The 24,836-nt window shown below is 72.2% G+C and carries 17 protein-coding genes, 1 tRNA gene and 1 riboswitch; of the genes, 10 read left to right on the top strand and 8 right to left on the bottom strand.

From position 1 onward, the window contains the following. Positions 1-36 precede the first annotated feature (36 nt). Complete coding sequence (locus ACFVXE_RS04975) at positions 37-447, bottom strand: SHOCT domain-containing protein (protein ID WP_389669273.1); 411 nt, start codon at positions 445-447, stop codon at positions 37-39. 213 nt (positions 448-660) lie between these two features. Between ACFVXE_RS04975 and ACFVXE_RS04970 the strand changes: the two genes are divergently transcribed. The 6 genes from ACFVXE_RS04970 to ACFVXE_RS04945 all read left to right on the top strand — a co-directional run bounded on the left by ACFVXE_RS04970 (position 661) and on the right by ACFVXE_RS04945 (position 6,468). After that, a complete protein-coding gene (locus ACFVXE_RS04970) occupies positions 661-882 on the top strand; it encodes a hypothetical protein (protein ID WP_389669271.1) in 222 nt (73 codons plus the stop codon). 79 nt (positions 883-961) lie between these two features. Then, on the top strand, positions 962-2,158 hold the full coding sequence (locus ACFVXE_RS04965) for an SPFH domain-containing protein (RefSeq protein ID WP_389669270.1): 1,197 nt from the start codon (positions 962-964) through the stop codon (positions 2,156-2,158). A gap of 228 nt (positions 2,159-2,386) precedes the next feature. Beyond that, positions 2,387-2,460 (top strand) — tRNA-Met (locus ACFVXE_RS04960). Positions 2,461-2,631: 171 nt separating this feature from the next. After that, positions 2,632-3,780 carry a PP2C family protein-serine/threonine phosphatase gene (locus ACFVXE_RS04955; protein WP_389669530.1) on the top strand — a complete coding sequence of 383 codons (1,149 nt, stop codon included), beginning with the start codon at positions 2,632-2,634 and terminating at the stop codon, positions 3,778-3,780. Positions 3,781-4,046: 266 nt separating this feature from the next. Next, positions 4,047-4,199: riboswitch (cyclic di-AMP (ydaO/yuaA leader) on the top strand. Between the two features lie 11 nt (positions 4,200-4,210). Further along, positions 4,211-5,302 (top strand): M23 family metallopeptidase, encoded by a 1,092-nt coding sequence (locus tag ACFVXE_RS04950; protein WP_389669268.1) that lies wholly within the window; start codon positions 4,211-4,213, stop codon positions 5,300-5,302. A gap of 221 nt (positions 5,303-5,523) precedes the next feature. Next, positions 5,524-6,468 (top strand): aldo/keto reductase, encoded by a 945-nt coding sequence (locus tag ACFVXE_RS04945; RefSeq protein ID WP_389669267.1) that lies wholly within the window; start codon positions 5,524-5,526, stop codon positions 6,466-6,468. Positions 6,469-6,631: 163 nt separating this feature from the next. Here ACFVXE_RS04945 and ACFVXE_RS04940 read toward each other — a convergent pair whose 3' ends face one another. The 4 genes from ACFVXE_RS04940 to ACFVXE_RS04925 form a co-directional block, all read right to left on the bottom strand. Next, entirely contained in the window at positions 6,632-8,173 is a 1,542-nt protein-coding gene (locus tag ACFVXE_RS04940) for a PrsW family intramembrane metalloprotease (RefSeq protein ID WP_389669265.1), read from the bottom strand. A 195-nt stretch (positions 8,174-8,368) separates the two neighbouring features. Continuing rightward, complete coding sequence (gene trmB, locus ACFVXE_RS04935) at positions 8,369-9,178, bottom strand: tRNA (guanosine(46)-N7)-methyltransferase TrmB (protein ID WP_389669263.1); 810 nt, start codon at positions 9,176-9,178, stop codon at positions 8,369-8,371. After that, positions 9,171-10,427, bottom strand: a complete 1,257-nt coding sequence (lhgO, locus tag ACFVXE_RS04930; protein ID WP_389669261.1) for an L-2-hydroxyglutarate oxidase — start codon at positions 10,425-10,427, stop codon at positions 9,171-9,173. The genes trmB and lhgO overlap by 8 nt, the downstream gene beginning before the upstream one ends. A 188-nt stretch (positions 10,428-10,615) precedes the next feature. Further along, the gene (locus ACFVXE_RS04925; protein WP_389669259.1) at positions 10,616-12,139 is read right to left on the bottom strand and encodes a sporulation protein; all 1,524 of its coding nucleotides are present in this window, start codon (positions 12,137-12,139) and stop codon (positions 10,616-10,618) included. A gap of 1,114 nt (positions 12,140-13,253) precedes the next feature. Between ACFVXE_RS04925 and ACFVXE_RS04920 the strand changes: the two genes are divergently transcribed. Continuing rightward, positions 13,254-15,371 carry an asparagine synthase-related protein gene (locus tag ACFVXE_RS04920; RefSeq protein ID WP_389669257.1) on the top strand — a complete coding sequence of 706 codons (2,118 nt, stop codon included), beginning with the start codon at positions 13,254-13,256 and terminating at the stop codon, positions 15,369-15,371. A gap of 183 nt (positions 15,372-15,554) precedes the next feature. Here the strand turns inward: ACFVXE_RS04920 and ACFVXE_RS04915 are convergent, their stop codons facing one another. Together ACFVXE_RS04915 and ACFVXE_RS04910 are read right to left on the bottom strand one after the other, a co-directional pair. Continuing rightward, entirely contained in the window at positions 15,555-17,531 is a 1,977-nt protein-coding gene (locus tag ACFVXE_RS04915) for a sigma-70 family RNA polymerase sigma factor (protein WP_389669255.1), read from the bottom strand. Positions 17,532-17,884: 353 nt separating this feature from the next. Next, positions 17,885-18,766 (bottom strand): TetR/AcrR family transcriptional regulator, encoded by an 882-nt coding sequence (locus ACFVXE_RS04910; protein WP_389669253.1) that lies wholly within the window; start codon positions 18,764-18,766, stop codon positions 17,885-17,887. A gap of 340 nt (positions 18,767-19,106) precedes the next feature. Between ACFVXE_RS04910 and ACFVXE_RS04905 the strand changes: the two genes are divergently transcribed. Together ACFVXE_RS04905 and ACFVXE_RS04900 are read left to right on the top strand one after the other, a co-directional pair. Then, positions 19,107-20,513, top strand: a complete 1,407-nt coding sequence (locus ACFVXE_RS04905) for an NAD(P)/FAD-dependent oxidoreductase (protein ID WP_389669251.1) — start codon at positions 19,107-19,109, stop codon at positions 20,511-20,513. 245 nt (positions 20,514-20,758) lie between these two features. Continuing rightward, positions 20,759-22,474 (top strand): SpoIIE family protein phosphatase, encoded by a 1,716-nt coding sequence (locus ACFVXE_RS04900; RefSeq protein ID WP_389669249.1) that lies wholly within the window; start codon positions 20,759-20,761, stop codon positions 22,472-22,474. Here the strand turns inward: ACFVXE_RS04900 and ACFVXE_RS04895 are convergent. Next, complete coding sequence (locus ACFVXE_RS04895; protein WP_389669528.1) at positions 22,468-23,760, bottom strand: MFS transporter; 1,293 nt, start codon at positions 23,758-23,760, stop codon at positions 22,468-22,470. The two genes, ACFVXE_RS04900 and ACFVXE_RS04895, sit on opposite strands and share 7 nt — an antisense overlap. A gap of 133 nt (positions 23,761-23,893) precedes the next feature. Between ACFVXE_RS04895 and ACFVXE_RS04890 the strand changes: the two genes are divergently transcribed. Continuing rightward, positions 23,894-24,451: a MarR family winged helix-turn-helix transcriptional regulator gene (locus ACFVXE_RS04890; RefSeq protein WP_389669247.1), complete on the top strand. Its 558-nt coding sequence runs from the start codon at positions 23,894-23,896 to the stop codon at positions 24,449-24,451. Positions 24,452-24,836 lie beyond the last annotated feature (385 nt).

Below are 24,836 nucleotides of genomic sequence, written 5' to 3'. Positions count from 1 at the left end.
GCGGAGAGCGACATGCGGTGCGGGCGGCGGGGCGCTTCAGACGAGGAGCTTCGTCTTCGCCCGCTGGTACTCCTCCTCCGTGAGCGCGCCCCGCTCCTTCAGATCGGCGAGTTTCGCCAGCTCGTCGATGCTTCCGCCGCTCTTCGCGGCTCCGGCCGTGTCACCGGCGGCGGCTTCCCGTACGTACGCCTTGAAGGCGGCCTCCCGCTCCTTGGCCTCCTTGGCGTCGCGCTTCCCCATGGATTTGCCGCGCGCGATCACGTAGATGAGTACGCCGAGGTACGGCAGCACCAGGACCAGGATCAGCCAGCCCGCCTTGGCCCAGCCGCCGAGGTCGTCGCTGCGGAAGATGTCCACGATGACCTTGAAGAGGAGGAACAGCCACATGATCCAGAGGAAGAACCAGAGCATGGTCCAGAAGAGGTTGAGCAGGGGGTAGTCGTCCACGTTCCGCTCCCAGGTCGTCGGGTTCCTCACGCCGTACGGACCGTCGCTCCGTGGCGTCGGCACAGCCCCCGAACGGCTGAATGGTAAATCAGTCATACCACCAGATTTCGGCCCCTGCCCGTCGTCGTCGGGAGCCGCGCACCGGCCGTCGGGCGCCGTGCGCGGGGGAGGGCGCGGAAGTACCGTGGAAGCAGCGAGAGGGGCGTGTGGCGTATGGGCGCCGCGGATGGGTCCGCCCGCAGCCCGATCGGGGCGATCGGCCGCGTCACGGTGCCGATTCCGCCGAACGGCCCGGGCGAAGTACTGGTGGCCGTACGGGGTGGGTCGGAGGCCTACACCGCATGGTCGGTGACGTCGATCGACAGGGACGTACGTGTCGTTGTCGTCGACTCGGTCTCGGCACGCGGCGTGATCGTCGAGCGCCTGCCGTCCTGAACCGGGGGGCACGCGGGGGGACGGCGCCGGGACGGCGCCGGGACGTCACGTCGGGTAATGGCGCACGGCAGGAGTCCTCATGTTGTTCTGGCACGTTCCCGCCCCCAACGAGGCGATGCTCATCTCCGGATCGAAGCGGCAGACGCAGGACACCCAGTTCCGGATCGTCACCGGGCACGGCAGCTTCGTCGTGCCGGTGAAACAGAAGGCGCGCATGCTCTCCCTGGCACTGCGGGAGGCGGAGATCACCGAGGACTGCGTCACGCAGCAGGGCATTCGGCTCAACGTCCGCGCCGTCGCCGTCTTCAAGGTCGGTGACGACGCCGTCTCCATCGCCAACGCCGCCCGCCGTTTCCTGTCCGAACAGGACCAGATGGAGGAACTCGCCGGCCGCATCTTCGCCGGACACCTGCGTTCCATCATCGGCGGACTGACCGTCGAGCAGATCATCCGCGAGCGCAACCGCGTCTCCCAGGAGGTCATCGCCGGCAGCCACGGGGAGATGGAGAAGCTCGGCATCGTCGTGGACGCCCTCCAGATCCAGGAGATCGAGGACGCCACCGGCTACATCGACAACCTCGCCGCCCCGCACGCGGCCGCCGTCGCCAGCCAGGCCCGGATCGCCCAGGCCAGGGCCGACCAGGAAGCGGCCGAGCGCGAGCAGCAGGCCGCGGCGCTCAAGGCCGAGTACGAGCGGGACACCGCGATCAAGCGGGCCGGCTTCCTCGCCGAGACCGAGCAGTACAACGCCCGCGCCGCGCAGGCCGGGCCGCTCGCCCAGGCCAAGGCCTCGCACCAGGTCATCGAGGAGCAGACCGCGCTGGCCGAGCGGCAGGCGGCGCTGGCCGCGCAACGGCTCGAAGCGGAGGTCGGGCGCCCGGCGGACGCCGAGGCGTACCGGCAGCGCACGCTCGCCGAGGCCGCCCGCGACCAGGCGAAGTTCCAGGCCGACGGCAGCGCGTACGCCGAACGGGCCCTTGCCCAGGCGCAGGCGGACGCCAACACGGCCCGGGCCGCCTCGCTGCGGGACGGCAACCAGGAGCTGATCGCGGCCAACCGCATCGTGGAGAACCTGCCGGCCCTGGCCGACGCCGCCGCCCGTGGGATGTCCGGCGCCGACCTCACCGTGCTCAACGGCACCAACGGGGTCAACGAGATGGCGGCGGGCGTGGTCAGCCAGGGGCTGGCCATCCTCCACTCGCTCCAGCGCGGCGCGACGACGGCGCCGCCGTCGGTGGACGGCAAGCCGACGCCGCGCATCACCGACTCGAACTGAGACCGGCCGGGTCACTTCTCCGCCGCGGCCCCCTGCGGGGCTGCGGCTTCCGGCGCGGGTGCCTCCGTCGCCGGGGCGGTGCCCGCAGATGCCTTGCGGCAGACCGTTCTCCGCCGGTAAGTGGCTCTCGAATTGCGCGACTTGCGGGGCGGCGGGCATGGCCGGCCACCGGGCGTTCCCTGATTGGTAAACGGTCCGTCCCGGATGGCGTAGAGTTGTGTTTACCGACGCGGGGTGGAGCAGCTCGGTAGCTCGCTGGGCTCATAACCCAGAGGTCGCAGGTTCAAATCCTGTCCCCGCTACTGAAGAATCAGGCCCGGCATGCATTGAGCGTGCCGGGCCTGATTCGTGTTTTCCGTCCCTCCTTCGGCCGATGCGGAGTCGCCGTGGTGCGCCGATCCGGCAAGCCTGGGAGGTGGGACGCGGCGCCGTCCGCAGCCAGGCGCGTACCGGGCAGGAGACCACAGGTGGGGATGGCGGAGAAGCTGCGCGGAGGCTGGGGATGGGGCGGCTCCCGTTCCCGGTGGCTGGTCCGTGCGCTGCCCACGACGATGCTCGTCGTCGGATTCGTGTTCGACTTCTTCACTCCGGCGCCGTTCACCGCCGTGCCGCTGTTCGTGGCGGCCCCGCTGATCGCGGCACCGTTCTTCACGCTGAAGAGCACCATCCGTATCGGCGCCGCCTCGCTGATCGCGATCCTCGCCCTGCGACTGCACAACGGCACGCTGCCGCATGTCGTGCCGTCCATCGAGGTCGTCACCGTGCTCACCGTCGCGGTCCTCGCCGTCTTCATCAACGGAGTCGTACGGCGCAGCAACGAGCAGCTGGCTTCGGCGCGGGTCATCGCGGAGACCGCCATGCGGGCCGTGCTGCCCGCGCCGGCCGCCCGGATCGGTGGACTACAGGTCGCGGCGCGGTACGAGGCGGCGCAGGCGGACGAATTCGTCGGCGGCGACCTGTTCGCCGTCACGGACACCCCGCACGGGGTGCGGCTGGTGGTCGGGGACGTCCGGGGCAAGGGTCTCGAAGCGGTCGCGGCGGTCGCAGTCATCATCGGCGCGTTCCGGGAGGCCGCCGAGCAGGAGGGAACGCTGGAGTGCGTGGCGCAGCGGCTGGAGCGGGCGCTGGCGCGGGAGGCGGAGCGGCGTGGCGGGATGGACCCCGTCGAGGGGTTCGTCACCGCCGTGCTGGCCGAGATCGCGACCGATGCGAAGCAGGTGCGGATCGTCAACCGCGGGCACCCCGAGCCGCTGCTGCTCCATGCCGACGGGCAGCTGGAGGTGCTGGCGCCGAGCGTGCCCGCGCTGCCGCTCGGCATGGGCCTGGGCACCTGGCCGGACGTGACCGACGTCTGGACTCTGACCGACGGGACGACGCTGCTCCTGTACACCGACGGCCTCTCCGAGGCGCGGAACGCGCAGGGGGTCTTCTACGATCCGGCCGCCCGGCTGCGCGGCCGGCTCTTCCCCGGGCCCGAGGAGCTGCTGTCCGCGATCTCCGACGACGTACGGCTGCACACCGGCGGCCGTTCCACCGATGACGTGGCGCTGCTCGCGGTCGTCCGGCCCGTGCAGGGCCAGCCGGAACGGCGCAGGACCGTGAAGATCGTGGGTCGTGGATAGGCGTCGCACGCGCCGGTGGTGAGGGCGTGGGGGTGATGCCACCGTGCGTAGTCGAAGGGCGCCGCTCCGCATAACATTTGACGCAACGTCAGGAAACCGGTATTGGCCGAGGCTCGATCAACTCGCCCGATTCCGCCCGGTTGTGCCCCGTAAAGTCCAGGCCAAGGTTGTGAACGATCAGTGGGAACGGCTTGGAATCCAGCCCCTGTGTCTATTAACGTTCGATAACGCAGTGCGGTTGTCCCAGCCGTCGTCAGTGGCGGCGCCGCGTGCGAGCGCCGAATTCCGCAAGGGAACCGGGGAACCACCTACATGGGGTGAATCGGACACCTGTGTCTCGTGAGAGGCGGAGGTATCCGTAGGAGACCTTCCTGCTCCGAACCCGTCAGCTAACCCGGTAGGCGAGAAGGAAGGAAAGGAGTGCGCCCCCGTGGCGTCCAACAAGCCTGCCCCCGAAGCCCCCTCCCGGTTCGGCTCCGACTTCACCACCGAGTACAGAACCGAGACGGTCGCCGACTTCGGCACCGAAGGTTTCGGCGAGACCGACCGGGCCTGGGAGGAATGGAATCCCACCGAGGACTCCGTCCGCCCCGTACGCGGCAGGCACCGCGTCGCCAAGCAGCGCAACGGGCTCGCCCGCAGCTCCACGGTGCTCGGAGTCGGCGTCATCGCGGCCGTCGGCGCAGGTGGCATGGCCACCGCGCAGAGCAAGCCGCCGGTCTCCATATCTCTGCCCGATTCCATCGCGGACAACCTTCCCGACGCCAAGTCCCTGCCCGGAGTGAGCGCGTTCTTCTCCGAGGAGTCCGCCGACCAGGCCGATGCCAGGGCGGCAGTCGCCCCGCTCACCAGCGCCGGCATCACCACCGCCGAGGCCGAGCAGGGCGCCACCGACGCCGGCGAGGCGCTCCGCGCCCGCATCCTGCAGCAGGCCGAACAGCAGCAGAACGCCGCCGACTCGGAGGCCAAGGAGGCCGAGGAGAAGGCCGCCGCGGAGCAGGCCGCCGCCGAGGCGAAGAAGAAGCAGGACGCCGCCGAGGCCAAGGTCGCCGCCGAGAAGAAGAAGGCTGAGGAAGAGGCCAAGGCGAAGGCGGAGGCGGCGCGGCTCGCCAAGCTCGCCGCGAGCTACGCCATTCCCACCTCCTCGTACACGATCACCTCGACCTTCGGCGAAGCCGGTTCGATGTGGTCCTCCGGCTACCACACCGGCCTCGACTTCGCGGCGCCGACCGGCACCCCGATCAAGGCGATCCACACCGGCACCATCAAGTCGGCGGGCTGGTCCGGCTCGTACGGCTACCGGACGGTCCTGGAGCTCGAAGACGGTACGGAGCTGTGGTTCTGCCACCAGTCGTCGATCGACGTCACCGTCGGCCAGAAGGTCACCACCGGCGAGACCATCGGACGTGTCGGCGCCACCGGCAATGTGACGGGCCCTCACCTCCATCTGGAGGTCCACACCCCGGACGGCACGGGCATCGACCCGATGACCTGGCTGCGCGACAAGGGCCTCACGGTCTGACCCCGACGGGTCCGGCCTGCCGCCCGCACCAGGCCGGTCCCTCCGCCGGCCCCGCGCGAGCCGGTTCCTCCGGCCGCCCCCGAACCCCGGCAGCCCTGACGCTCCCCCCCGACGTCAGGGCTGCCGGCCTGCTTCACGGGTGAGGCGCAAAGTGCCCGCACCGGGCTTGCGCGTGTGTCATGCACGGAATACCGGACCGGGCGGAATGCGTTCTTCCACACATGACTTCTCTTCGTAAGCTCGGCTCTTCCGACCTTCAGGTCTTCCCGCTCGCTCTCGGGGGCAATGTCTTCGGCTGGACTGCCGACGAGGCGCAGTCGTTCGCCGTCCTCGACGCGTATTCAGCTGCGGGCGGCAACTTCGTCGACACCGCCGACGCGTACTCCGCCTGGGTCCCGGGCAACGAGGGCGGCGAGTCGGAGACCGTCATCGGCAAGTGGCTCGCCGCGCGCTCCAACCGCTCCGACATCGTCGTGGCCACCAAGGTCGGCGCCCACCCCGCGTACAAGGGTCTCTCCGCCGCCACCATCAAGTCGGCCGCCGAGGAGTCGCTGCGCCGCCTGGGCACCGACCACATCGACCTCTACTACACGCACTTCGACGACGAGACCGTCCCGGTCGAGGAGATCATCACCGCCCTGGACCAGCTGGTGAAGGAGGGCAAGGTCCGCGAGATCGCCGCCTCCAACATCAGCCCGGAGCGGCTCCAGGCCTCCCTGGACTTCTCCGAGCGCGAGGGACTGGCCCGGTACGTCGCCCTGCAGCCGCACTACAACCTCGTCTCGCGTGACACCTACGAGGGCGCGCTCCAGGAGACCGCCGCCCGCGCCGGACTCGCCGCCGTCCCGTACTTCGCCCTGGCCTCGGGGTTCCTCACCGGTAAGTACCGTCCGGGCACGTCGGTGGAGAGCGCCCGCGCCGAGAAGGCGGGCGGACACCTGGAGACGGAGCGTGGACAGAAGGTGCTGGCCGCGCTCGACAAGGTCGCCCGGGAGCGCGACGCCGAAGTAGCGACCGTCGCTCTCGCCTGGCTCGCCGCCCGCCCGACCGTCGCCGCCCCGATCGCCTCGGCCCGTACGGTCGAGCAGGTGCCCGCGCTGGTGGCCGTGGCCGGTCTCCAGCTGACCGAGCAGGAGCTGGCGGAACTCACCGAGGCCTCCGCCTGACCGAGCAGGCGCCGCCCACGGGCCGTGCCTGAGCCGCCCGAACGCCCCGGAGCGAGGTGCTCCCGGGGCGTTCGCGCGCTCCGGGGGCCGGGAGACACTCCACGGCTTCGCGGATGCGGTGCGCCGCGGCCCCACGGTGGCGGACCGGTCTGTCCGGATCCGGCTACCGGGGCGGCAGCAGGTACGGGTTGTGGCCCCCGACGTACGGCGGGTACGGCGCCGGAACCGGCCATGGCGGCGGGTAGGGGAGCCTCAGGCGGCCCGTCGCCCGCGCGGCGTGCGTCAGGGCGGGGGCGGCGACGTCCCGGCGCTGCCATAGGTGGTGCAGCAGTTCGAGCTCGCGTGCGGTGAAGTCGGGGTCCGCCACCCCGCGGCCGGCCCGGCGGCGCAGGGACGCCAGGGAGGTGGCGAACGACTCGTACTCGGCGACAGCCCGGGCAGCCGCCTTGCCACGCGCCTCGGCCTGCGCCCTGGCGTGGCTCCGGACCTGTGCCACGACCCGGCTGTCACCGTTGTGGACGAGGCCGTACGTGGGGCCGCCGTACGCGGGGGCGTACGGGACGCCGTGGACGGGGGCGTAGCCGTGGCCCGGGATTCCGTACCCCGCCGTCTGCGCGTGCTGCCGGCGCGCCAGGTCACGGGCCAGCCTGCGGGCCCGCATCGAGGAGAGGGCGAGCGGCTCGGCCGGGGTCAGCCAGCCGGCGGCCGCGTATGCGCCCAGTTCGGTCGCCAGGGTGCGCAGCTCCCGCTGGCGCGACCAGACCGCCAGCCATGTGACCAGGCCGAAGGCCGGGACCATGAAGACCCCGTACACGAGATAGAAGCCGTACGGGCCGAACGTCCCCGAGCCGTTCCACAGGGCGTGCATCCCCATGGCGAGGACCAGGCCCAGCAGCGGCAGCGCGACGTGGCGGAAGCGGGCGCGGCGTGCGCCGAGCGCCGCGAAGCCGAAGCCCAGGCCGGTCAGCACGGTGAAGAGCGGATGCGCGAACGGGGTCATCACCCCCCGTACGAAGAACGTCGCGGCCGTCACCGAGGCCAGGCCCGAGTTGCCGATCTGCTGGTCCTCGCCGAAGGCGTTGCCCAGATAGAGGATGTTCTCGGTGAAGGCGAATCCGGTCGCGGTGAAGCCGGCGACGACCACGCCGTCGACGACACCGCTGAAGTCCCGTCGCCGGAACAGGAAGATCAGCAGGACGGCCGTGGCCTTCGCGCTCTCCTCGACGATCGGTGCTATCACCGTGGCCCCGAGGGTGTCGGCACCCGACGGGTCCGCGGTGGCCGTCGCGATCCAGCGGGTCGCGAACGAGTTGGCGATGATCGCCACCAGGGCGGCGGCGCATGCGCCCCAGGCGAAGGCGAAAAGCAGATTCCGCCAGGGCGCGGGATCGACCCGGTCCAGCCAGCGGAACGCCGTCATCAGGAGCGGGACCGGCAGCACGGCCAGTCCCAGGCCGACCAGGAATCCCTCGGTGCCGGTCTGGGCGCGGACCAGGGCCAGGATCACCAGCCCGCACAGCGCGAGCACCGTGAAGACCGTGACGATACGGAACGTCTTGCTCCGCCAGACCATGCCGACGCGACGCGGCCGGTAACGCCACTGGCTCCGCTCCGGCACGGCCGCGAGGATCTCGCCGACCCGCTGCTCCTCGAGCATGGGGACGGCCGGCTGCGACTGTTGCTGCTGGACAGACCCGTCGGACACCCCATGACCCTAACGAGGTGGACTGACAACTGACCATGGGGCGGTGACACCCGAGCGGCCCGACGGACCGGCGGCTCGACCGCTCAGCGCCCCTCCGGGGGAGCGGCACGGGCGGCCGGCCCGCCAGCGGCGCAACAGCTCAGCGGTGCATCAGCTCAGCGGCGCAACGGCTCGGCGGCGCGGGGGCTCAGCGGCTCAGCGGCGGGCGAAGAGCAGGTCGTGCACGACATGGCCCTTGTCCAGGCCCTGCCCCTCGAACCGGGTCAGCGGTCGGAACGCCGGACGCGGTGCGTAGCCGCCGTCCGCCGCGGTGTTCTCGAACAGCGGGTGCGCGGTCAGCACCTCCAGCATCTGCTCGGCGTACGGCTCCCAGTCGGTCGCGCAGTGGAGCACGGCCCCCGGCCTCAGCCGCGTCGCCGCCAGATCGAGGAACTCCGGCTGGATCAGCCGCCGCTTGTGGTGGCGCTTCTTGGGCCACGGGTCGGGGAAGTACACCCGCAGTCCGTCCAGCGCGTCCGGTGCCAGCATCTCGCGCAGCAGGATGATCGCGTCACCGTTGGCGACCCGGATGTTGGACAGGCCGTTCCGGTCCGCGAGACCCAGCAGGTTGCCCTGGCCGGGGGTGTGCACGTCGACGGCGAGAATGCCGGTGCCCGGATCGTCCGCCGCCATCTGCGCGGTCGCCTCACCCATCCCGAAACCGATCTCCAGCACCACCGGGAGCCCGTCGAACAGCTCCGGCAGGCTGATCACCGACTGCCCGTCGATGTCCAGGCCCCACTTCGGCCAGAGCCGCTGGAGCGCGTCCTCCTGGCCGGGCGTGACCCGGCTGCGGCGCGGCTGGAAGCTGCGGATCCGGCGCTCGTGGTGCGAACCGGCCGGGTCAGCGGCGGGCCCGCCGGGGAAGCGTGGCTCCTGACGCAGCCTGCGCTGCCGTTCGAAGGCGGCGGCACGCAGATCGTCGGCCTCGGCGGTCTCGGGGGCGGGGTTCAAGGACTCAGACACAATGCCCCGATTCTACGGCGGGCGGCTTCCACCCCGTCCCCCGTGCCCGGAGCAGTGCCCTGCGTGCCACCTCCCGCCCGATGGGCAGCGAGGCCGTGGCCGCAGGTGACGGGGCGTTCAGCACGTGCACGGTGTGCGGTGCCTCACGGATCAGGAAGTCGTCGACCAGCGTGCCGTCGCGCAGCACCGCCTGGGCCCGGACGCCGGACGGGGCGGGGCGCAGATCGTCCTCCGTGACCTCGGGCAGTAGCTGCCGTACGGCCGCCGTGAACGCGCTCTTCGACAGCGAACGGCGCACCTCGCCCGCCCCGTACCGCCAGTGTCTGCGCGCGATCTGCCAGGAGCCCGGCCAGGCCAGCGTGTCCGCGAGCTCTCGTGGGCGTACGACCGGCCAGCCGTACCCCTCACGGGCCAGCGCGGGCACCGCGTTCGGCCCGACGTGCACGCCGCCGTCATGGCCGCGGGTCAGATGCACCCCGAGGAACGGGAACGCCGGGTCGGGCACCGGGTAGACCAGCCCGCGCACCAGCTCCGGCCTGGCCAGCTCGTAGTACTCCCCGCGGAACGGCACGATCCGCATGCCCGGGTCGTCGCCCGCCAGCAGCGCCACCCGGTCGCTCTGCAGCCCCGCGCAGTTGACCAGCACCCGGGCCCGTACGACGCGGCCGTCCGCCGTCCGTACCGCCACACCCCACGGGCGGCGGTCGATCGCCGTGACCTCCGCCCCGAATCGGATCAGCCCGCCCGCGCCGCGCACCTCGCCCGCGAACCGCTCGGCGACCGCCTTGAAGTCGCACACCCCGGTCGTCCCGACCCGGATCGCCGCGAGCCCGCGCACCCGCGGTTCGTACTCGGCGATTCCGGCGGGTCCCAGCTCACGCACCGGCAGCCCGTGCTCGCGGCCGCGCTGAACCAGCGCGTGGAGCCGGGGCAGCTCGGACCGCTCGGTCGCGACGATCAGCTTGCCGGTCACCGCGTGCGGGATTCCGTGCTCCGCGCAGAAGTCGACCATCTCGGCGGCGCCGCGCACCGCGTAGCGGGCCTTCAGCGAACCGGGGCGGTAGTAGATACCGCTGTGGATCACCCCGCTGTTGCGCCCCGTCTGGTGGCGCGCCGGACCCCACTCCTTCTCCAGCACGGTCACCCGCGCGCCCGGAGCGGTCCGCGTGATCGCATACGCCGTCGACAGGCCGACGATCCCGCCGCCGATCACCAGCACATCGCAGTCGTACGCCGCGTGCGTCATCATCACGCCACCTCCCACCCCGATAGTGCACTGACCCACTGACAACGCCCTCAAACCAGCGGAAGCCAGCGTGGCGCCGAAATTTCCGCTCCCGGCAGTACGCGCGCCGCCCGGAGGACCCCTGACGGGCACCCGAGGGGTCCGTGAGCGGACCGGCGGTGGTGTATGGGGCCCGGGCGGGCAGCAAGGTCCTACGCCGGCGCCACCAGCAGCGGTCGCGCCCGCTCGCGCAGCTCGGCGACGCGGGGCTCGTCCCCGTACGGTTCGAGACGGTGCAGCAGATCCCGTACGTACTCCGTGGTACGCGCCGACGAGATGCGTCCCGCGACCTCCACCGCCCGGGTGCCCGCCGCGCAGGCCGCGTCCAGGTTGCCGGACTCCAGTTCGGCGACCGCCGAGACCACGAGGCGCAGCCCGTGCGAGCGGACGAATTCCTCCGTCGGCCGGGACAGCGCCTGTTCGGTGAAGCGCCGCACCTGCCGGGGGGCCTTCAGGTCGCGGTAGCACTCCGCGGCGTCGGCGGCGAACCTGTCGTACGAGTAGAAGCCCAGCCACGACGGGTCCGCATCGCCGTCCCGGGAACGCTCCAGCCAGCTCTCGGCGGCCTTCAGCGCCGCCCCCGCGGCCGGCGCGTCACCCGCCTTCGCGTGGGCCCGCGCCTCCACCAGCCGGAAGAAACTCATGGTGCGGGCGGTGGCGAGCCCGCGATTGCGTTCCACGGCGGCCTGCGCGAGGTCCACGCCGTCGTCGGCGAAGCCGCGGTAGGTCGCCTGCAACGACATCGAGGCGAGGACGTAGCCGCCGAGCGGCACGTCGGCTGCGGCCCGCGCGAGCCGCAGCGCCTGGATGTAGTACCGCTGCGCGGCCTCCTGCTGCCCGGTGTCGAACGCCATCCACCCGGCGAGCCTGGTCAGTTCGGCGGCGGCGCCGAAGAGGGCCCGGCCCACCTCGTCGCTGTACGAACCGAGGAGCAGCGGCGCCGCGTCCACCCGTAAGCACTCCGGGACCATGGAGGAGCGCCAGTCGCCGCCGCCGTACTTGGAGTCCCAGCGGCGTGCGTCCTGGGCCGCCTCGCGGAGCTTGGTCACATCGCTGTGGCCGACCCGGAGCGGCGATATGTCGTTGAGGGAGTCCGGCCCCGGCTGCACGGGAACGGCGGGCGCACCCGCGCCCCCCTGTGAGCCCTGTGTGCCCCGCTTGCCCTGCGTGCCGAGAATGGCCGACTCCGCCGCCGACGAGTCACGTGCCACCGACGGGTCGGCGGGGGTTATCAGCCAACGGGACGCGGGTGTCGCATACGCGCTGACCGAGAACGACCCCGCCAGCGACTGCCAGATCCCGCCGCCGCCCGCCCGGCGCCCGGCCAGATCCAGCCGGTACAGCTCGGTCGCCGAACGCACCGCCTCGCCCACGTCGCGCGGGAAGGCCAGACCGACCTCCGGCGCCGGATCGGCGTCCGCCAGCCCGATCTCGTGCAGCGGGACCGGCCGGCCGAGTTTGGCGCCGATCGCCGCGGCGATGAGATGGGGCGCGGCGCCCTGCGGCACCATTCCCTTGGAGACCCATCTGGCCACCGAGGTCTTGTCGTAGCGAAGTGTCAGACCGCGCTGCGCCCCGAGGTCGTTGACCCGCCGGGCGAGCCCGGCGTTGCTGATTCCCGCGAGGGCGAGAACGGTTCCGAGCTTTTCGTTCGGCCCGCGTTGCTCCCTGGACATGCGCCACCCCTCGACACACAGACGGCAGCCGCGTCACCGTCGAGGCGCGCGGCATTCGTACCGTGTTCTCCCCAGGGACGGACCCCGGCACTCAGGCCGCACACGCGTGTGGCCGAGCCCCGAGGAATATGCCTCCTGCCGAGAACCTCAGTAAACCCAGCGTAGTTCGCCGCATCCCTACCGTTAAGGGGCAGACGTCCGTATGGCGGGATTGTTGTCCGTCCTTACGGGGGTGGACGGACGGCCCGCGGGCCGCGGACGCGACGGCAGGGGGCGGGGCGGCGGGAGGGGCGGGAGGGGAAGCGCGGGGCGTACCGGCGGCGGGCGGTGGCCGGTACGCGGCGATGGACCGGCCGACGTGCCGGACCTGCACGAATGCCGCTCCGGGCCCCGCCGGGTGAGCTCCCCGCGTGCTCCTGCCGTGTGGCTGTGCGCCCGGCCGTGCGCTCTGGCCCGGCCGGTGAGGGAGCGCTTCCATGGTGCTGCGTGGGTCGGCCCACTGCACTGGACTCAGTGGGCTGGGGGACGCCGCCGCCTCATTCCCCGCAGGCGGCGGACCGGTCCGGGAGGCGAACCGCGTCTCCCGGACCGTGCACCAGGATCCGCGCCCGGCCGGGGGTGTGGCGCCGGACGCGGGGTGGGGGAGCCGCCGTGGGGCGGGGCGCGGATGGCCGGTGAGCCGCGCACCAAAGGTGGACGTACCGGTTGATCCGGTACGCGGGTCATCGGGTCCGCCGCGGGCCTGCCGCTCCGAGAATGGCCGAATGACGTCGGTCGTTCGAGATTGGTTCGAGCGATTCGCGGACACCCGGCAGGTCATCGGCGGGCCGTTCGAGGGGTGGCCGGATTCCGGCCGGTACGGCCCGGGTGCGCCGGGGAACGCAACACGCGGAGCCCGTCAGTCCGTTGCGGCGGACCGCGCCGAGGGTGTTCGGCCGCAGGGCGCCCGCCCTCCGGCCTTTGCCAGGGGCGCATGCGCTTCCGACGTGCGCCCTCCGTAGTCACTCCTGCGCGCCGTTGTCGTGGCAGCATGTTCGCAACGGCGCTGCATGTTCCCGCAGTTCTCCCTATACGTCCCTGGCGCGCCGTTTTGTCCACAGCCTGTGGAGGCGGCGTGCGTTGGTTGGTGGGGTGGAGCAGTATCGCCGCGAGCTTCGGCACGGCCGGTGCGATCGGCGCGGCCGACGAGGGGCGCACCGTGCACCCCGTGGGCTCCCAACTCCTGTGGGGCGACCCGGATCCGCTCTGGGCGGTCGGCGACTGGCGCCCCGACGAGATCCGGATCAGCACCGTCGAGAACGCCGAGGGCGCACCGGCCGCCCGCCTCGCCGTCCTGGGCTGCTGCAGCGTCACCGACGAACAGCTCCGGCTCGGCCTGCTCGCCGCGCGGGGTGGTGCCCTGCGCCACCTCACCACCTGGCCGGGCAGCTACACGGCCGTCGTCCAGATCGGCCGGCGGATCACCGTCGTCGGGGACCTCGCCGGAGCCCGCCCGGTCTTCTACACGCCCTGGGCGAGCGGCACGGCGTACGCGACCGCCGCCCTCCCGCTCGCCGACCTCATCGAGGCACAGCTGGACATCGGCCACCTGGCCGCGCTGCTCGCCTGCCCCGAGACACCCGAAGCGCTCCGCGACGGCACTCCGTACGTCGGCGTGAAACGCATCCCGCCGGGGCACGCGCTGATCCTCCGCGAGGGCTCGCGCGAGATCACCGGGTACGAGCCGGTGGCCTCCCTCGCCGTCGCCGCCCCCCAACTCGACCCGGTGAGCGCCGTGGACGGGGTGCGCGACGCGCTGGTCGAGGCGGTACGCGCCAGGCTCACGGCCCCGCGCCACGCCCCTGAGACGCTCCCGCCCGACCCGGGCCCGGTCCCCGGCATGGGCCCCGCGGAACGCCGCGCCGCCCGTGGCGCGCCCATCCCCGGCATCGGCGCCGACCTCTCCGGGGGCAGCGCCTCCGCCACCCTCGCCCTGCTCGCCGCGGGACTGCCCGGTCTGCCCGGTACCCTCCTCGGCCACGGCACCGGCGCGGGCGAGCGGCTGCTCGCCGTCACCTTCAACGACCTCACCACCCACGACCACGCGGACGAGCTCGAACGCGCCGCGGTCATCGCCGCCAACCCGCGCCTGCACCATGTCGTCGTCGCCGCGGGCGAGGAGGCCCTGCCCTACGCGGGCCTGGACACCGGCCCGCTCACCGACGAACCGGGTCCGTCCCTGATCGTCTCCGAGCGCCACCGCCGCCGCCTCGCCGCCGGCAGCGCCGACCACTTCGTCGGCGACGGCGCCCGGCAGGTCCTCGACGCCCATCCGGCCCGGCTCGCCGATCTCCTGATGGACCGCCGCAGACGTCACCTGCTGCGCCCGGTCGTCGCTCTCGCCAGAGCCGAACGGGCGTCCGCGCACTCGCTGTTCGTCCCGCTGGCCGTCTACCGCGCGGCGCGCCGCCTGGCCCGTACGTCGTACCGCACCGGCCTCGAAGCGGCGGCCGTCCGGCTCCCGGACGCCAATCGCCACACCCCCGGCCCCGGCCCCGGCACCCCCGCCGACGCCTCGCTGGCCGCCCTCACCTGGTCACGGCCGGGCCCCGCCGCACGCTGGCTGACCGGGGAGGCACTCGCCGAAGTGGCGGTCCGTCTCCAGGAGGCGGCGATCCGCCCCACCTCGGTACAGCGCCCCGGTGAAGCCCGCGCCCGCGCCGCACTCGCCCGGCACGCCGCCGACCACCGGATCCTGGAACAGGCCGCCGAGATCCGCAGCCAGCGCCTGCACGCCCCGTTCCTCGACAACCAGGTGGTCCGCGCCGCCCGCGCCCTGCCCGAGTCGCTCCGCGTCCAGCCGGGCGCCCGCGCCGCGATCCTGCGCCGGGTCCTCGCCGGCACGGGTATCCACGAACTGCCGCCGGGCTGGGGCACCCCCTCCCCGGCCGGCTCGACCGCGGTCGGCCGCACCGGCCTGCGCGCCGCGCTCCCCGACCTGATCGCCCTCTTCGACGCCCCGCTGCTCGCCGACGCGGGCCTGATCGAGGCCCGCGTCGTACGGAAGGCCCTGCGCGCGGCCTCCGAGGGCGAACCGCTCCCCCTGGACGGCCTCGCCGACCTGGCCGCCACCGAACTCTGGCTCCGCCGCCTCGTCTCCCGCCGCGGCACCTGCTGGACGGGTACGGCAGCGCCCCGCCAGCGCGCCGTGGCGGGCGGAGTGGTCCCGGCCCGCCGCACCTTGCAGCGCTGAGCCCCGGAGCCGGTGGTGCGGCGGTACGAGACCGAGTGCGCCGCGGGCGCCCCGCTGACCGTCGACGACGTCGTCGAACTTCTGACCCCCGTCACCGCGGAGCTCCCGGCCCGGACCGAAGTGGCCCGGACCGAAGTGGCCCGGACCCGCGCGTCGAGGGGAGCGGCGGTCCCGGTCCCCGCGTCAGCGACAGCTGATCGTCGATTGCGCCCAGTCGGCGAGCGCCACCCCGCCGAACGCGGTCTGCGGTTCGACGACCAGGCGGATGCGCTGCTGGCCCTCGATACCGACCCCCACCGGTACGGCCGGATCGTCACCGCTCAGCACCGGTGACCGCCACAGCCGCACCCCGTCACCGCCGAACACGGAGAAGCGCACCGAGCCGATCCTCGACGTGAGGTCGTCGACCCCGGCCATCGCCTGGTACCGGGTGCACGGCCGGTTCAGCCGGACGGTCACCGACGAACTGCCGTGGACGGTCACCCCGTGCGCGTACCGCTGCCCGCCGACCGAGAGGCCCGAGCGTCGCCAGACCCAGCTGCTCCCGCCCAGCACCAACTCCGGCTCGGTGTGGTCACCGAGGAGGGAGTAGCGCATCTCGCTGACCCGGTAGACGGCCGGCGGCGCGGGGGGCGGTGGTGGAGGAGGCGTCGGGGACGGGGACGGCGCGGGTTCCGTCGGCACGGGCGTCGACGGCTCGGGCACCGGTGTGTGAGCGGTCGCGGGTACCGGCTTCGGTCGCGGCGTCGGGGCGGCGGCGGGTGGCGCGGCGGCGCTCGGAGGCTCGGGCGCTGAGGGAGGCGTCGCTTTCGGCGGCGTGGGCGACGGCACTGCGGGCGCCACCGCCGGGGGTCTGGTCGCGGGCCTGGCCTCCGGCTCGGGCCGGTTGTCACCGGTCAGTGCCCACACCAGACCGGCCGCGGCCGCGACAGCCACCGCGGCAGCGATCCCGGCCTTGACCGGAGCGCCCAGCCCTTCCGCGGCGGCTCCGCCACCTGCCGTGCCACCGGACGAACTTCCGCCCGCGGCCGCCGCCGCGCCCGCCGCACCTGCCGCGCCGCCCGCCACGACCCCCGCGGCCTTGAGCGCGTAACCGGCAGCGAACCAGCCGATGACCGCGACCGGGAGCAGCGCCGGAATCCCGGCGTTGACATGCGCCAGTTCGCCCGCGGCGACCCGGCACTTCGCGCACTCGTCCAGATGCTTGCGCAGCCCGCGTTCGGCCCGTGTCCGCAGCCCGCCGCGGGCGTACGCACCGAGCCGGTCGGCATGTCGGGCGCAGTCACCGCCCGAGGTGAGCGACCGGCTGACGTGCGCCTGCAGGTACGCCTGCTTGAGCCCTTCGCGAGCGCGGCTGGCCAGCACCGCCGTGGCATTGGCGGTCAGTCCGAACAGCGGCGCGATCTCGCTCGGCGACTCCTCCTCGACGGTGGTGTGCCACAGCACCGCCTGCCAGCGCTCCGGAAGGCTGCGGAACGCCTGCATGGCCATCGACTGCTCGGCCTCGTGCATCGCCATGACCTCGGCGCCGAGTTCCAGCGTGTCCACGTCCGACACCTCGGAGGAGCGGGACGCCTGCGCGGCGAACACCGCGAAGTCGGCGACCAGGTGTTCCCGCTTCGCGGTTCGTGTCCAGGCGGCGGCTACATGCCGGACGGCCGTCATGAGGTACGCCCGCACGGCTTCGTCGGGCCCCTTGCCGCCCCGTACCGCCTGCAGGGTGCGGGCGAAGACCTCGGCCGTCAGGTCGTCGGCGGTGTGGGCGTCCCGGCAGCAGGTCCGTGCGTAGCGGCGCACGCTGTCCGAGTGCCGCCGGAACAGCTCCTCGTACGCGAGGTCGTCGCCGCTCCGCATGCGCTGGATCAGCTGGGCGTCGGAGGGGGCGAGCCCGGTGACACCCGTGGTCCTGAGGCCGTCCCGCTGCATCGGTACGGCGATCCCGCCCTCGACCGCGGAGCCGGGCCGGGGGCCGGTGCCGTCGTCGACGGGCGCGGCCGGCCAGGGTCCGGGCAGGACGACGCCGGCCTCGGTATCACCGTCCGACCGGCCGGGGCCGGCCTGGCTCGGCACCTGCCGGGAGGACACCCCGCCGGTCTCCGCGCCGCCGTCCACGGCCGGGACGCTGTCGAGCGACTCTTCCTGTTGCCCGTCACCGCTCATCGCGGAAGCCCCCGTAATGCGCCTTCGGACCCGAACACCGGGCAAGAGTGCCACACGGCTCTCTCGAGGCGAAGGTTTCAGTCCCGGCAACCACTCATCCGGGGCGTCCTCCCGAATGTGAGCACTAGTAGCCACCCGAACGGGGAAGGCTCAACGAGCTTTTCACGCAATCGAGTTGGTGGGGGTTCCGCTCCCGTGCGGAGCGTGCGGAACCCTCACACCACCATCACGGATCCGATGCCCCCGCAGGCGGTGCCAGGACGGCCCGGCAGGTCCTCCGGCGGCCTGTGCCGTCCGCCCGGCAGGGCCGCCGGCGCAAGCCGCCGTTCACCTCGGCGCGGGACCGTGCACGCTCACTCGGGCCGCGAACGCAGCCCCTCCAGCAGGATGTCCAGCAGCCGGGCCGACGCCGCGGCCTGCTGAGCCGCATCCGGCAGCGCGGGGGCCGCCGTCGCGATGACCAGCAGCACGTCCGCCACCGTCACATCACGGCGCAGCTCACCCGCCGCCCGCGCCCGGTCGACCAGCCGGCCCACCACCTCGAGCAGCTCGGCCGAGCCCGGGTCGTCGTCCGCGAGCCCGTCCACCTCGGCGGCCGGTCGCCCGGCGAGCCGGAGGTCGGCCCGGCCGTCCTGCCGCTGATGGGGCACCCGCGCCTCGTCACGGACACCGCGGGCGTCCCGGACATCACCGGAGTCCGGACCCGAAGCCGCGCCGGCCTCCCGTACGACCCCGGTGTCCCCGACCACCGCCGAGTCGTCGGCATCCGCCCCGACCCGCAGCACCTGCGGCGGCAGCAGCCGTCCCGCACCCGAGGCCACCGACGTCCGCAGGAAGCGCGAGAGCGCCGACCACGGTTCCTCCTCCTGCCCCAGAGCGGTCCGCGCCTGGTCGGTCAGCCGGGAGGTCTCCTCCTCGGCTATCCGTCGCACCAGCACGTCCTTGCTCGGGAACCGCCGGTACACCGTGCCGACCCCGACCCGGGCGCGGCGCGCCACGTCCTCCATCGGAGCCCCGTAGCCCAGCTCGCCGAAGACCTCGCGGGCGGCCCTCAGCACATGCTCGAGATTGCGCTGCGCGTCCACACGCAGCGGTGCCGACCGGGCGACGGTGCTTCCGGAGCCGAGCGCAGTTCCCACCGCGGCGCCCGCGCTCACTGTGCCCACCGTGCCGATCCGTCCGTTTCCGTCGGACGAGACAGCAGCAGTCTGCCAATGCGAATCCTGAATGTGCATAACTATTCCCCCGGTTATGACGTCTCCCCCCGGAGACTTCCCGCCGTGTCAGCCGGGGTGTGGATCATCATCCCAACCCGACACCCCGACGACATATGAACATAGTTGAGCCCGGGTCAATTCAGAAGGGGGCGGCTCCGCACGGTGCGCCGCCCGATCGGAGCAAGAACCGGTCGGTTCCTGATTCCACCCCGGTCCACCGCCCCTACCGCAACGTCTGACCTGCGCAACTTCCGAATTGCCCCGGGGACCGGCCGTACCGGCCCGTTCAGAACATCCGGTCACACAATTTGTCGAGGCTGTGGACAAACACCTGAGCACGTTGCGTCATGGGTAGGTGATGGCTTCAGATTCCCCGGGGACGCTCCCCGGCCCGCCGCCGGGTGTGCGCATTCTTGTCATCGGCGGCGGCTACGTCGGGATGTACACGGCACTGCGTCTCCAGCGGAAGCTGAAGCAGAGACTCAAGGCCGGCGAGGCCGAGATCGTCGTCGTCACGCCCGAGCCCTACATGACCTACCAGCCCTTCCTGCCGGAGGCGGCCGCGGGCTCGATCTCGCCGCGCCATGTCGTCGTCCCGCTCCGCCGCGTCCTGGCACAGTGCACGATCGTCATCGGCGAGGCGCAGCGCATCGACCACGCCGAGCGCACCGCTACCGTCACCACACTCGCCTCCGGTGAGGACGGAACGGGCGCCGTCACGATCCCGTACGACGAGATCGTCATCGCACCCGGCTCCGTCTCACGCACCCTCCCGGTACCCGGCCTCGCCGACCACGGCATCGGTTTCAAGACCATCGAGGAGGCCATCGGCCTGCGCAACCACGTCATCGAACAGATGGACATCGCCTCCGCGACCCGCGACCCGGCGATCCGCGACGCCGCGCTCACCTTCGTCTTCGTCGGCGGCGGCTACGCGGGCGTGGAGGCCCTGGCCGAACTCGAGGACATGGCCCGCTACACCTCGCGGTACTACCACAACATCAAGGCCGAGGACCTGAGATGGATCCTCGTCGAGGCGTCCGACCGGATCCTGCCCGAGGTCGGTGACGCGATGGGCAAGTACGCCGTAGGGGAACTGCGCGGCCGCAATGTCGACGTGCGCCTCGACACCCGGCTGGAGTCGTGCGAGGACCGCGTCGCCGTCCTCAGCGACGGCTCCCGCTTCCCGACCCGGACGCTGGTGTGGACCGCGGGCGTCAAGCCCGCCCCGATCCTCGCCGCCACCGACCTGCCGCTGAACGAACGCGGCCGGCTCAGGTGCACGGCGCGGCTCACCGTCGAAGGCGCCGAACACGCCTGGGCAGCCGGGGACGCCGCGGCCGTACCCGACCTGACCGCCGACGACCCGGGCAGGGAGACCGCGCCCAACGCCCAGCACGCGGTCCGTCAGGCCAAGGTCCTCGCCGAGAACATCCTCGCGTCGATCAGCGGCCGGCCGCTCACGGAGTATCGGCACAGCTACGTCGGCTCCGTCGCCTCGCTCGGCCTCCACAAGGGCGTCGCCCATGTCTACGGGCGCAAACTCAAGGGCCGTACGGCCTGGCTGATGCACCGCGCGTACCACCTGAGCCGGGTCCCGACGTTCAACCGGAAGGCCCGTGTCCTTGCCGAGTGGACGCTCGCCGGACTCTTCAAACGCGAGATCGTCTCCCTCGGCTCACTGGAACACCCGCGGGCTGAATTCGAACTCGCGGCGGGGGGCGGACGCCCCGGGGACGACGGGCCGCCGAAGAAGCATGGCTGACTGTCAGTACGGTCCGTCACACTGGACGTGTGACCATAGGTGGGTCCACACCTGCACAGAGTGACCCGGTCGGCAGTGACCAACAGTGACCAGTACGACGAGGCCCGGCTGCGCCTCCCCGGGGTCCGGACGCCGGCGCCCCGACCCCGGCGGGAGAGAACCGGCAGCAGAACCGGAAGCAGAACCGGCAGAGGAAGAGCAGCCCGCCCGAGCGGACCAGACCGACACACGAGGCCAGAAATTCCGTGAACTTCACGCGTTGGAGCGCCCGCCTACCAGGAACGCAGCGCCGTGCCGCCGCCCGGGACGACCGCAGTTCCGTGCCCGCGGCCCGCGCCGAGTACGCCCGCCCCGGCACCGGGTCGGCCCCACCGGACGGCGGCACTCCCAAGGCCTCCGAAGAGAGCGGTGAACCGGCCCGGAGCACGGTCCTGGAGGACCTCTCGGCCCGCGAACTCCTCGGCCGGCTGCCCGCCCTGGTCGCCCTGGTGCACGGCCCCGAACACCGCATCGCGTACGTCAACGACGCCTACGCGGCGGCCTTCGGACCCCGTCCCACCGGCGCCACCGCCGCCGAGGCGATGCCGGAGCTCGACGAACTCAGCCTGCTGCCTCTCATGGACCAGGTGCTGCGCAGCGGCACCCCCAGGACCGTCAAGTCCCGCAAGGTCCGCAGCGGCAACTCGTACACCGTGACCTGCACCCCCGTCGCCACACCCGCCGCCGACGGCGACAGCGGCAAGCAGAAGGGGAGACGGCAGAAGGGGGACGAAGGCGGTGTCCTCGTGTACGCCGCAGACGTCACCGACCACGCGGAGGCGGCCGAACGCCTGCGCACCAGCGAGCGCCGTCACAGGGAAACGGCCGTCACTCTCCAGCGTTCCCTGCTCCCGCAGGAGCTGGAGCAGCCCGACGACCTGCGGATCGCCGCCACCTACCAGCCGGGAGGCACGGACGCGGCGGTCGGCGGCGACTGGTACGACGTCATCACGCTCGGAGCGGGCCGCACCGCCCTCGTCATCGGGGACGTGATGGGCCGCGGGGTGCGCGCCGCCGCCGTGATGGGGCAACTCCGCACGGCCGTGCGCGCCTACGCCCGCCTCGACCTCCCGCCGCACGAGGTGCTCCAGCTGCTGGACGGCCTCGCCGCCGAGATCGACGCCAGCCAGATCGCCACCTGCGTCTACGCGGTCCACGACCCGAACGAGGGCCGGCTCGTCTACTCCTCCGCGGGCCACCTCCCGATCCTCGTACGCGACGAGGACGGCACGGTCCACCGGGCCGAGGATCCGACCGGACCCCCGCTCGGCACCGGAGGCTGGATCCACACGTCGGGCACGATCGCGCTGCCGCCCGGTTCCACCGCCGTCCTCTACACCGACGGTCTCGTCGAACGCCGCAGCGAGGACATCGACGAGGGGGTCGCCGCACTGGAGCGCGCCCTCTCGGGCGCCAAGGGATCACCGCAGGTCGTCTGCGACCGCCTCATCCGCTCCCTCGGCGTCACCGCCGAGCACGACGACGACGTCGCGGTGCTGGTGGTTCAGCACCCCGCCCGCACCGGGACGAACGCCGAGCTGTTCCACAACGCCTCGCTCGACCTCCTCGGCGGCATCGAAGCGGCGCCGCGCGCCCGCGCCTTCGCCACCGGGGTCCTGACGTCGTGGCGGTTCCCGGTCGAACTGTGCGATCTGGGTGTCCTGGCAGCCAGCGAACTCGTGGCGAACTCGCTGCAGCACGGCTCGCCCCCGATGCGCCTCGGCCTGCGCCGCACCGACCGTCGCCTGATCATCGAGGTGACCGACGGCGACGACCACCTGCCACGCCGCCGCCGCGCCGAACCGGCGGACGAAGCGGGCCGCGGCATCTCCATCGTCGCGACGATCGCCTCGTCCTGGGGCAGCCGCCGCACACCGGGCGGCGGCAAAGCGGTCTGGTGCGAGTTCGCGCTGCCTCAGTGAGTGGCAGCGGGCGCTGCCGCCGGCTCCGGCACCGACACGGCCACCACCCGTGACGGCACGGCCGCCGACGACGGCTGATCCTGTGCGGGAGTGAGCCGGCGCCCCAGCCGCAGCGCGAGCGCGGTGATACCCAGCGAGAACAGCACGAACGTCACGATGTACGGACCGTGCAGCGAGGCCCCCATCGGACCGCCCACAGCCGGGCCGACCGCCAGCGCGAGCTGCTTGACCAGCGCGAAAGCCGAGTTGTACTGACCGACCATCGACTCCGGCGCCAGATCGGCGACCAGCGGTGCGACCGTCGGCGACAGCATCGACTCGCCGAGTCCGAACAGTGCGTACGTGGAGACCATCGCGGCCGTCGCCATGGTCTGGCTGCCGTGACCGAGCCCCGCGTATCCCGCGACGACCCAGGCGAACGCCCAGATCAGGCCGACCGCGGCGATCACCCGGCTGCGCCTGCGGCGCTCCACCAGACGCAGCACGACGAACTGCGCCACGACGATGACCGAGGTGTTGGCGGCCAGCGCGATGCCCAGTGTCGAGGGGTCGATCCCGGCGGCCTCGGTGCCGTACGCGGCGAGCCCGGACTCGAACTGCCCGTAACAGGCGAAGAACAGCACGAAGCCCAGCACGCACAGCTGCACCATGGCCCGGTGCGACAGCAGGACCCGCAGTCCGCCCTTCGCGGCGGACCCGTCGGTGGGCCTGGCATCCGGGAACGTGGGGGCATGAGGCATCCGCACCGTCGCCGCGACGACGCCGAGCACGAGGAACATCGCCGCCTCGATCAGGAACAGCAGCGTGAAGGACTCCGGCCGGCTCGTGTCGACGAGCTGCCCGCCGACCAGACCACCGATGCCGAGACCCAGGTTCTGCAGGAAGAACTGCATGGCGAAGGCACGCGTACGGGTGGCGGTGCTGGAGCACCAGACGAGCATGGTGGCGAGCGCCGGCGACATGACCGCCGTACCCGCGCCGAGGACGGCGGCCGACAGCACGGCGGTCGTCACGTTCGACGACACCCCGAGGGCCGCGGCACCCACGGCCGCCACCACGGCGGCGACGATCAGCACCGGCATCGGACCGCGCCGGTCGATGGCCCGCCCGGTGAACGGCAGGACGGCCAGCGCTGCCATCGCGAAGACCGCCAGCACGACTCCCGCCGTACCGGCACCCAGATCCCGTACCTGCGCCACGTAGACGTACAGATACGGAACGGTGAACCCCACACCGAACGCGCTCAGCGCGCTCCCCAGCTGGATCCGCCGCAGCGCTGCGCCCATTTCCCTGGTCACACTCACCTACCTCAAGCTCGTGAAGGACTCACGTCCGAAGACTTCAACAGTAAAGTTAGATCCTCAACAATACAGATCGAAGGACTTCGACGCCAATGAAAGGCGTGCCATACTGCCCGCCATGTCTGACACCACCGACCAGCCCGGTCTCCAGGAACCGAGCCTCGACGAGCAGATCGCCGCTTATCAGCGCGAGTTCCGCGACCTGGACCCCCAGGTCGAGCAGGTCGTCTCGGCTCTGGGGCGGCTTAACCGCCGGATGAACGTCGGGTACGGACGCCAGCTCGCCGATCTCGGCATCAGCAACGCCGAATGGGAGGTCCTCAAGACCCTCGTCGTGGCGGGCTCCCCCTACCGGTTGGGCCCGGGCGAGCTGGCCAAGCGCCTCGGTCTCACGCCGGCCGCGATGACGCACCGCATCGACCGCATGGCGGGCGAGGGTCTGGTCACCCGGGACAGGGACGAGACCAACCGGGTACGCGTCATCGTCGAGCTGACCGACGAGGGGCGGGCGAAGTGGCTGGAAGCGATGCGGATGGCATCAGCGTTCGAGGAGGACCTGCTCCAGGACCTCTCGGGCGACGAGCGCGGAGCCCTCGGGGAGATGCTGATCCGCCTGCTCCGCCGGGTGGAGCACGCCCAGCCGGACGCCGGCGGTCGCCTCACGGACCTGGACTGATCCGGGCCCGGCGGGCGACAAAAACGGCTTGACCTGGCGAGGTTGACACACCCCTCGCCGCTCCGTAATGTTCTCCGAGTTGTCACGGAGCCGGAACGGTTCTGCGACGACCGATCCCGCCGCGAATGCGGCAACCAAAACTCTGCACGATCTCCCACTCGGGATGATTTCGGCATGCCGGAATTCATTTCGAAGGCTCGGTTATCAGCCGCCGGGACGAATCCGCTAGAGTTCGGGTGTCGGAACGGCCCAACGGCCGGGATGACAAGCCCGCTGACTGGGAATCAGGCCCGAAAGGATCTGATAGAGTCGGACTCGCCGGAAAGGGAATCGCGAAAGCGAGGAGCTGGAAGGCGCAGTAAAAATTCTCCTGCTCCGCAGGGGG

Origin of the sequence: Streptomyces sp. NPDC058231 (assembly GCF_042882275.1) — a bacterium.
In the GTDB taxonomy this organism is placed as follows: Bacteria; Actinomycetota; Actinomycetes; order Streptomycetales; family Streptomycetaceae; genus Streptomyces.
Note: the sequence above shows the minus strand (reverse complement) of the source record. Positions and strands in the feature narration are given on the sequence as shown.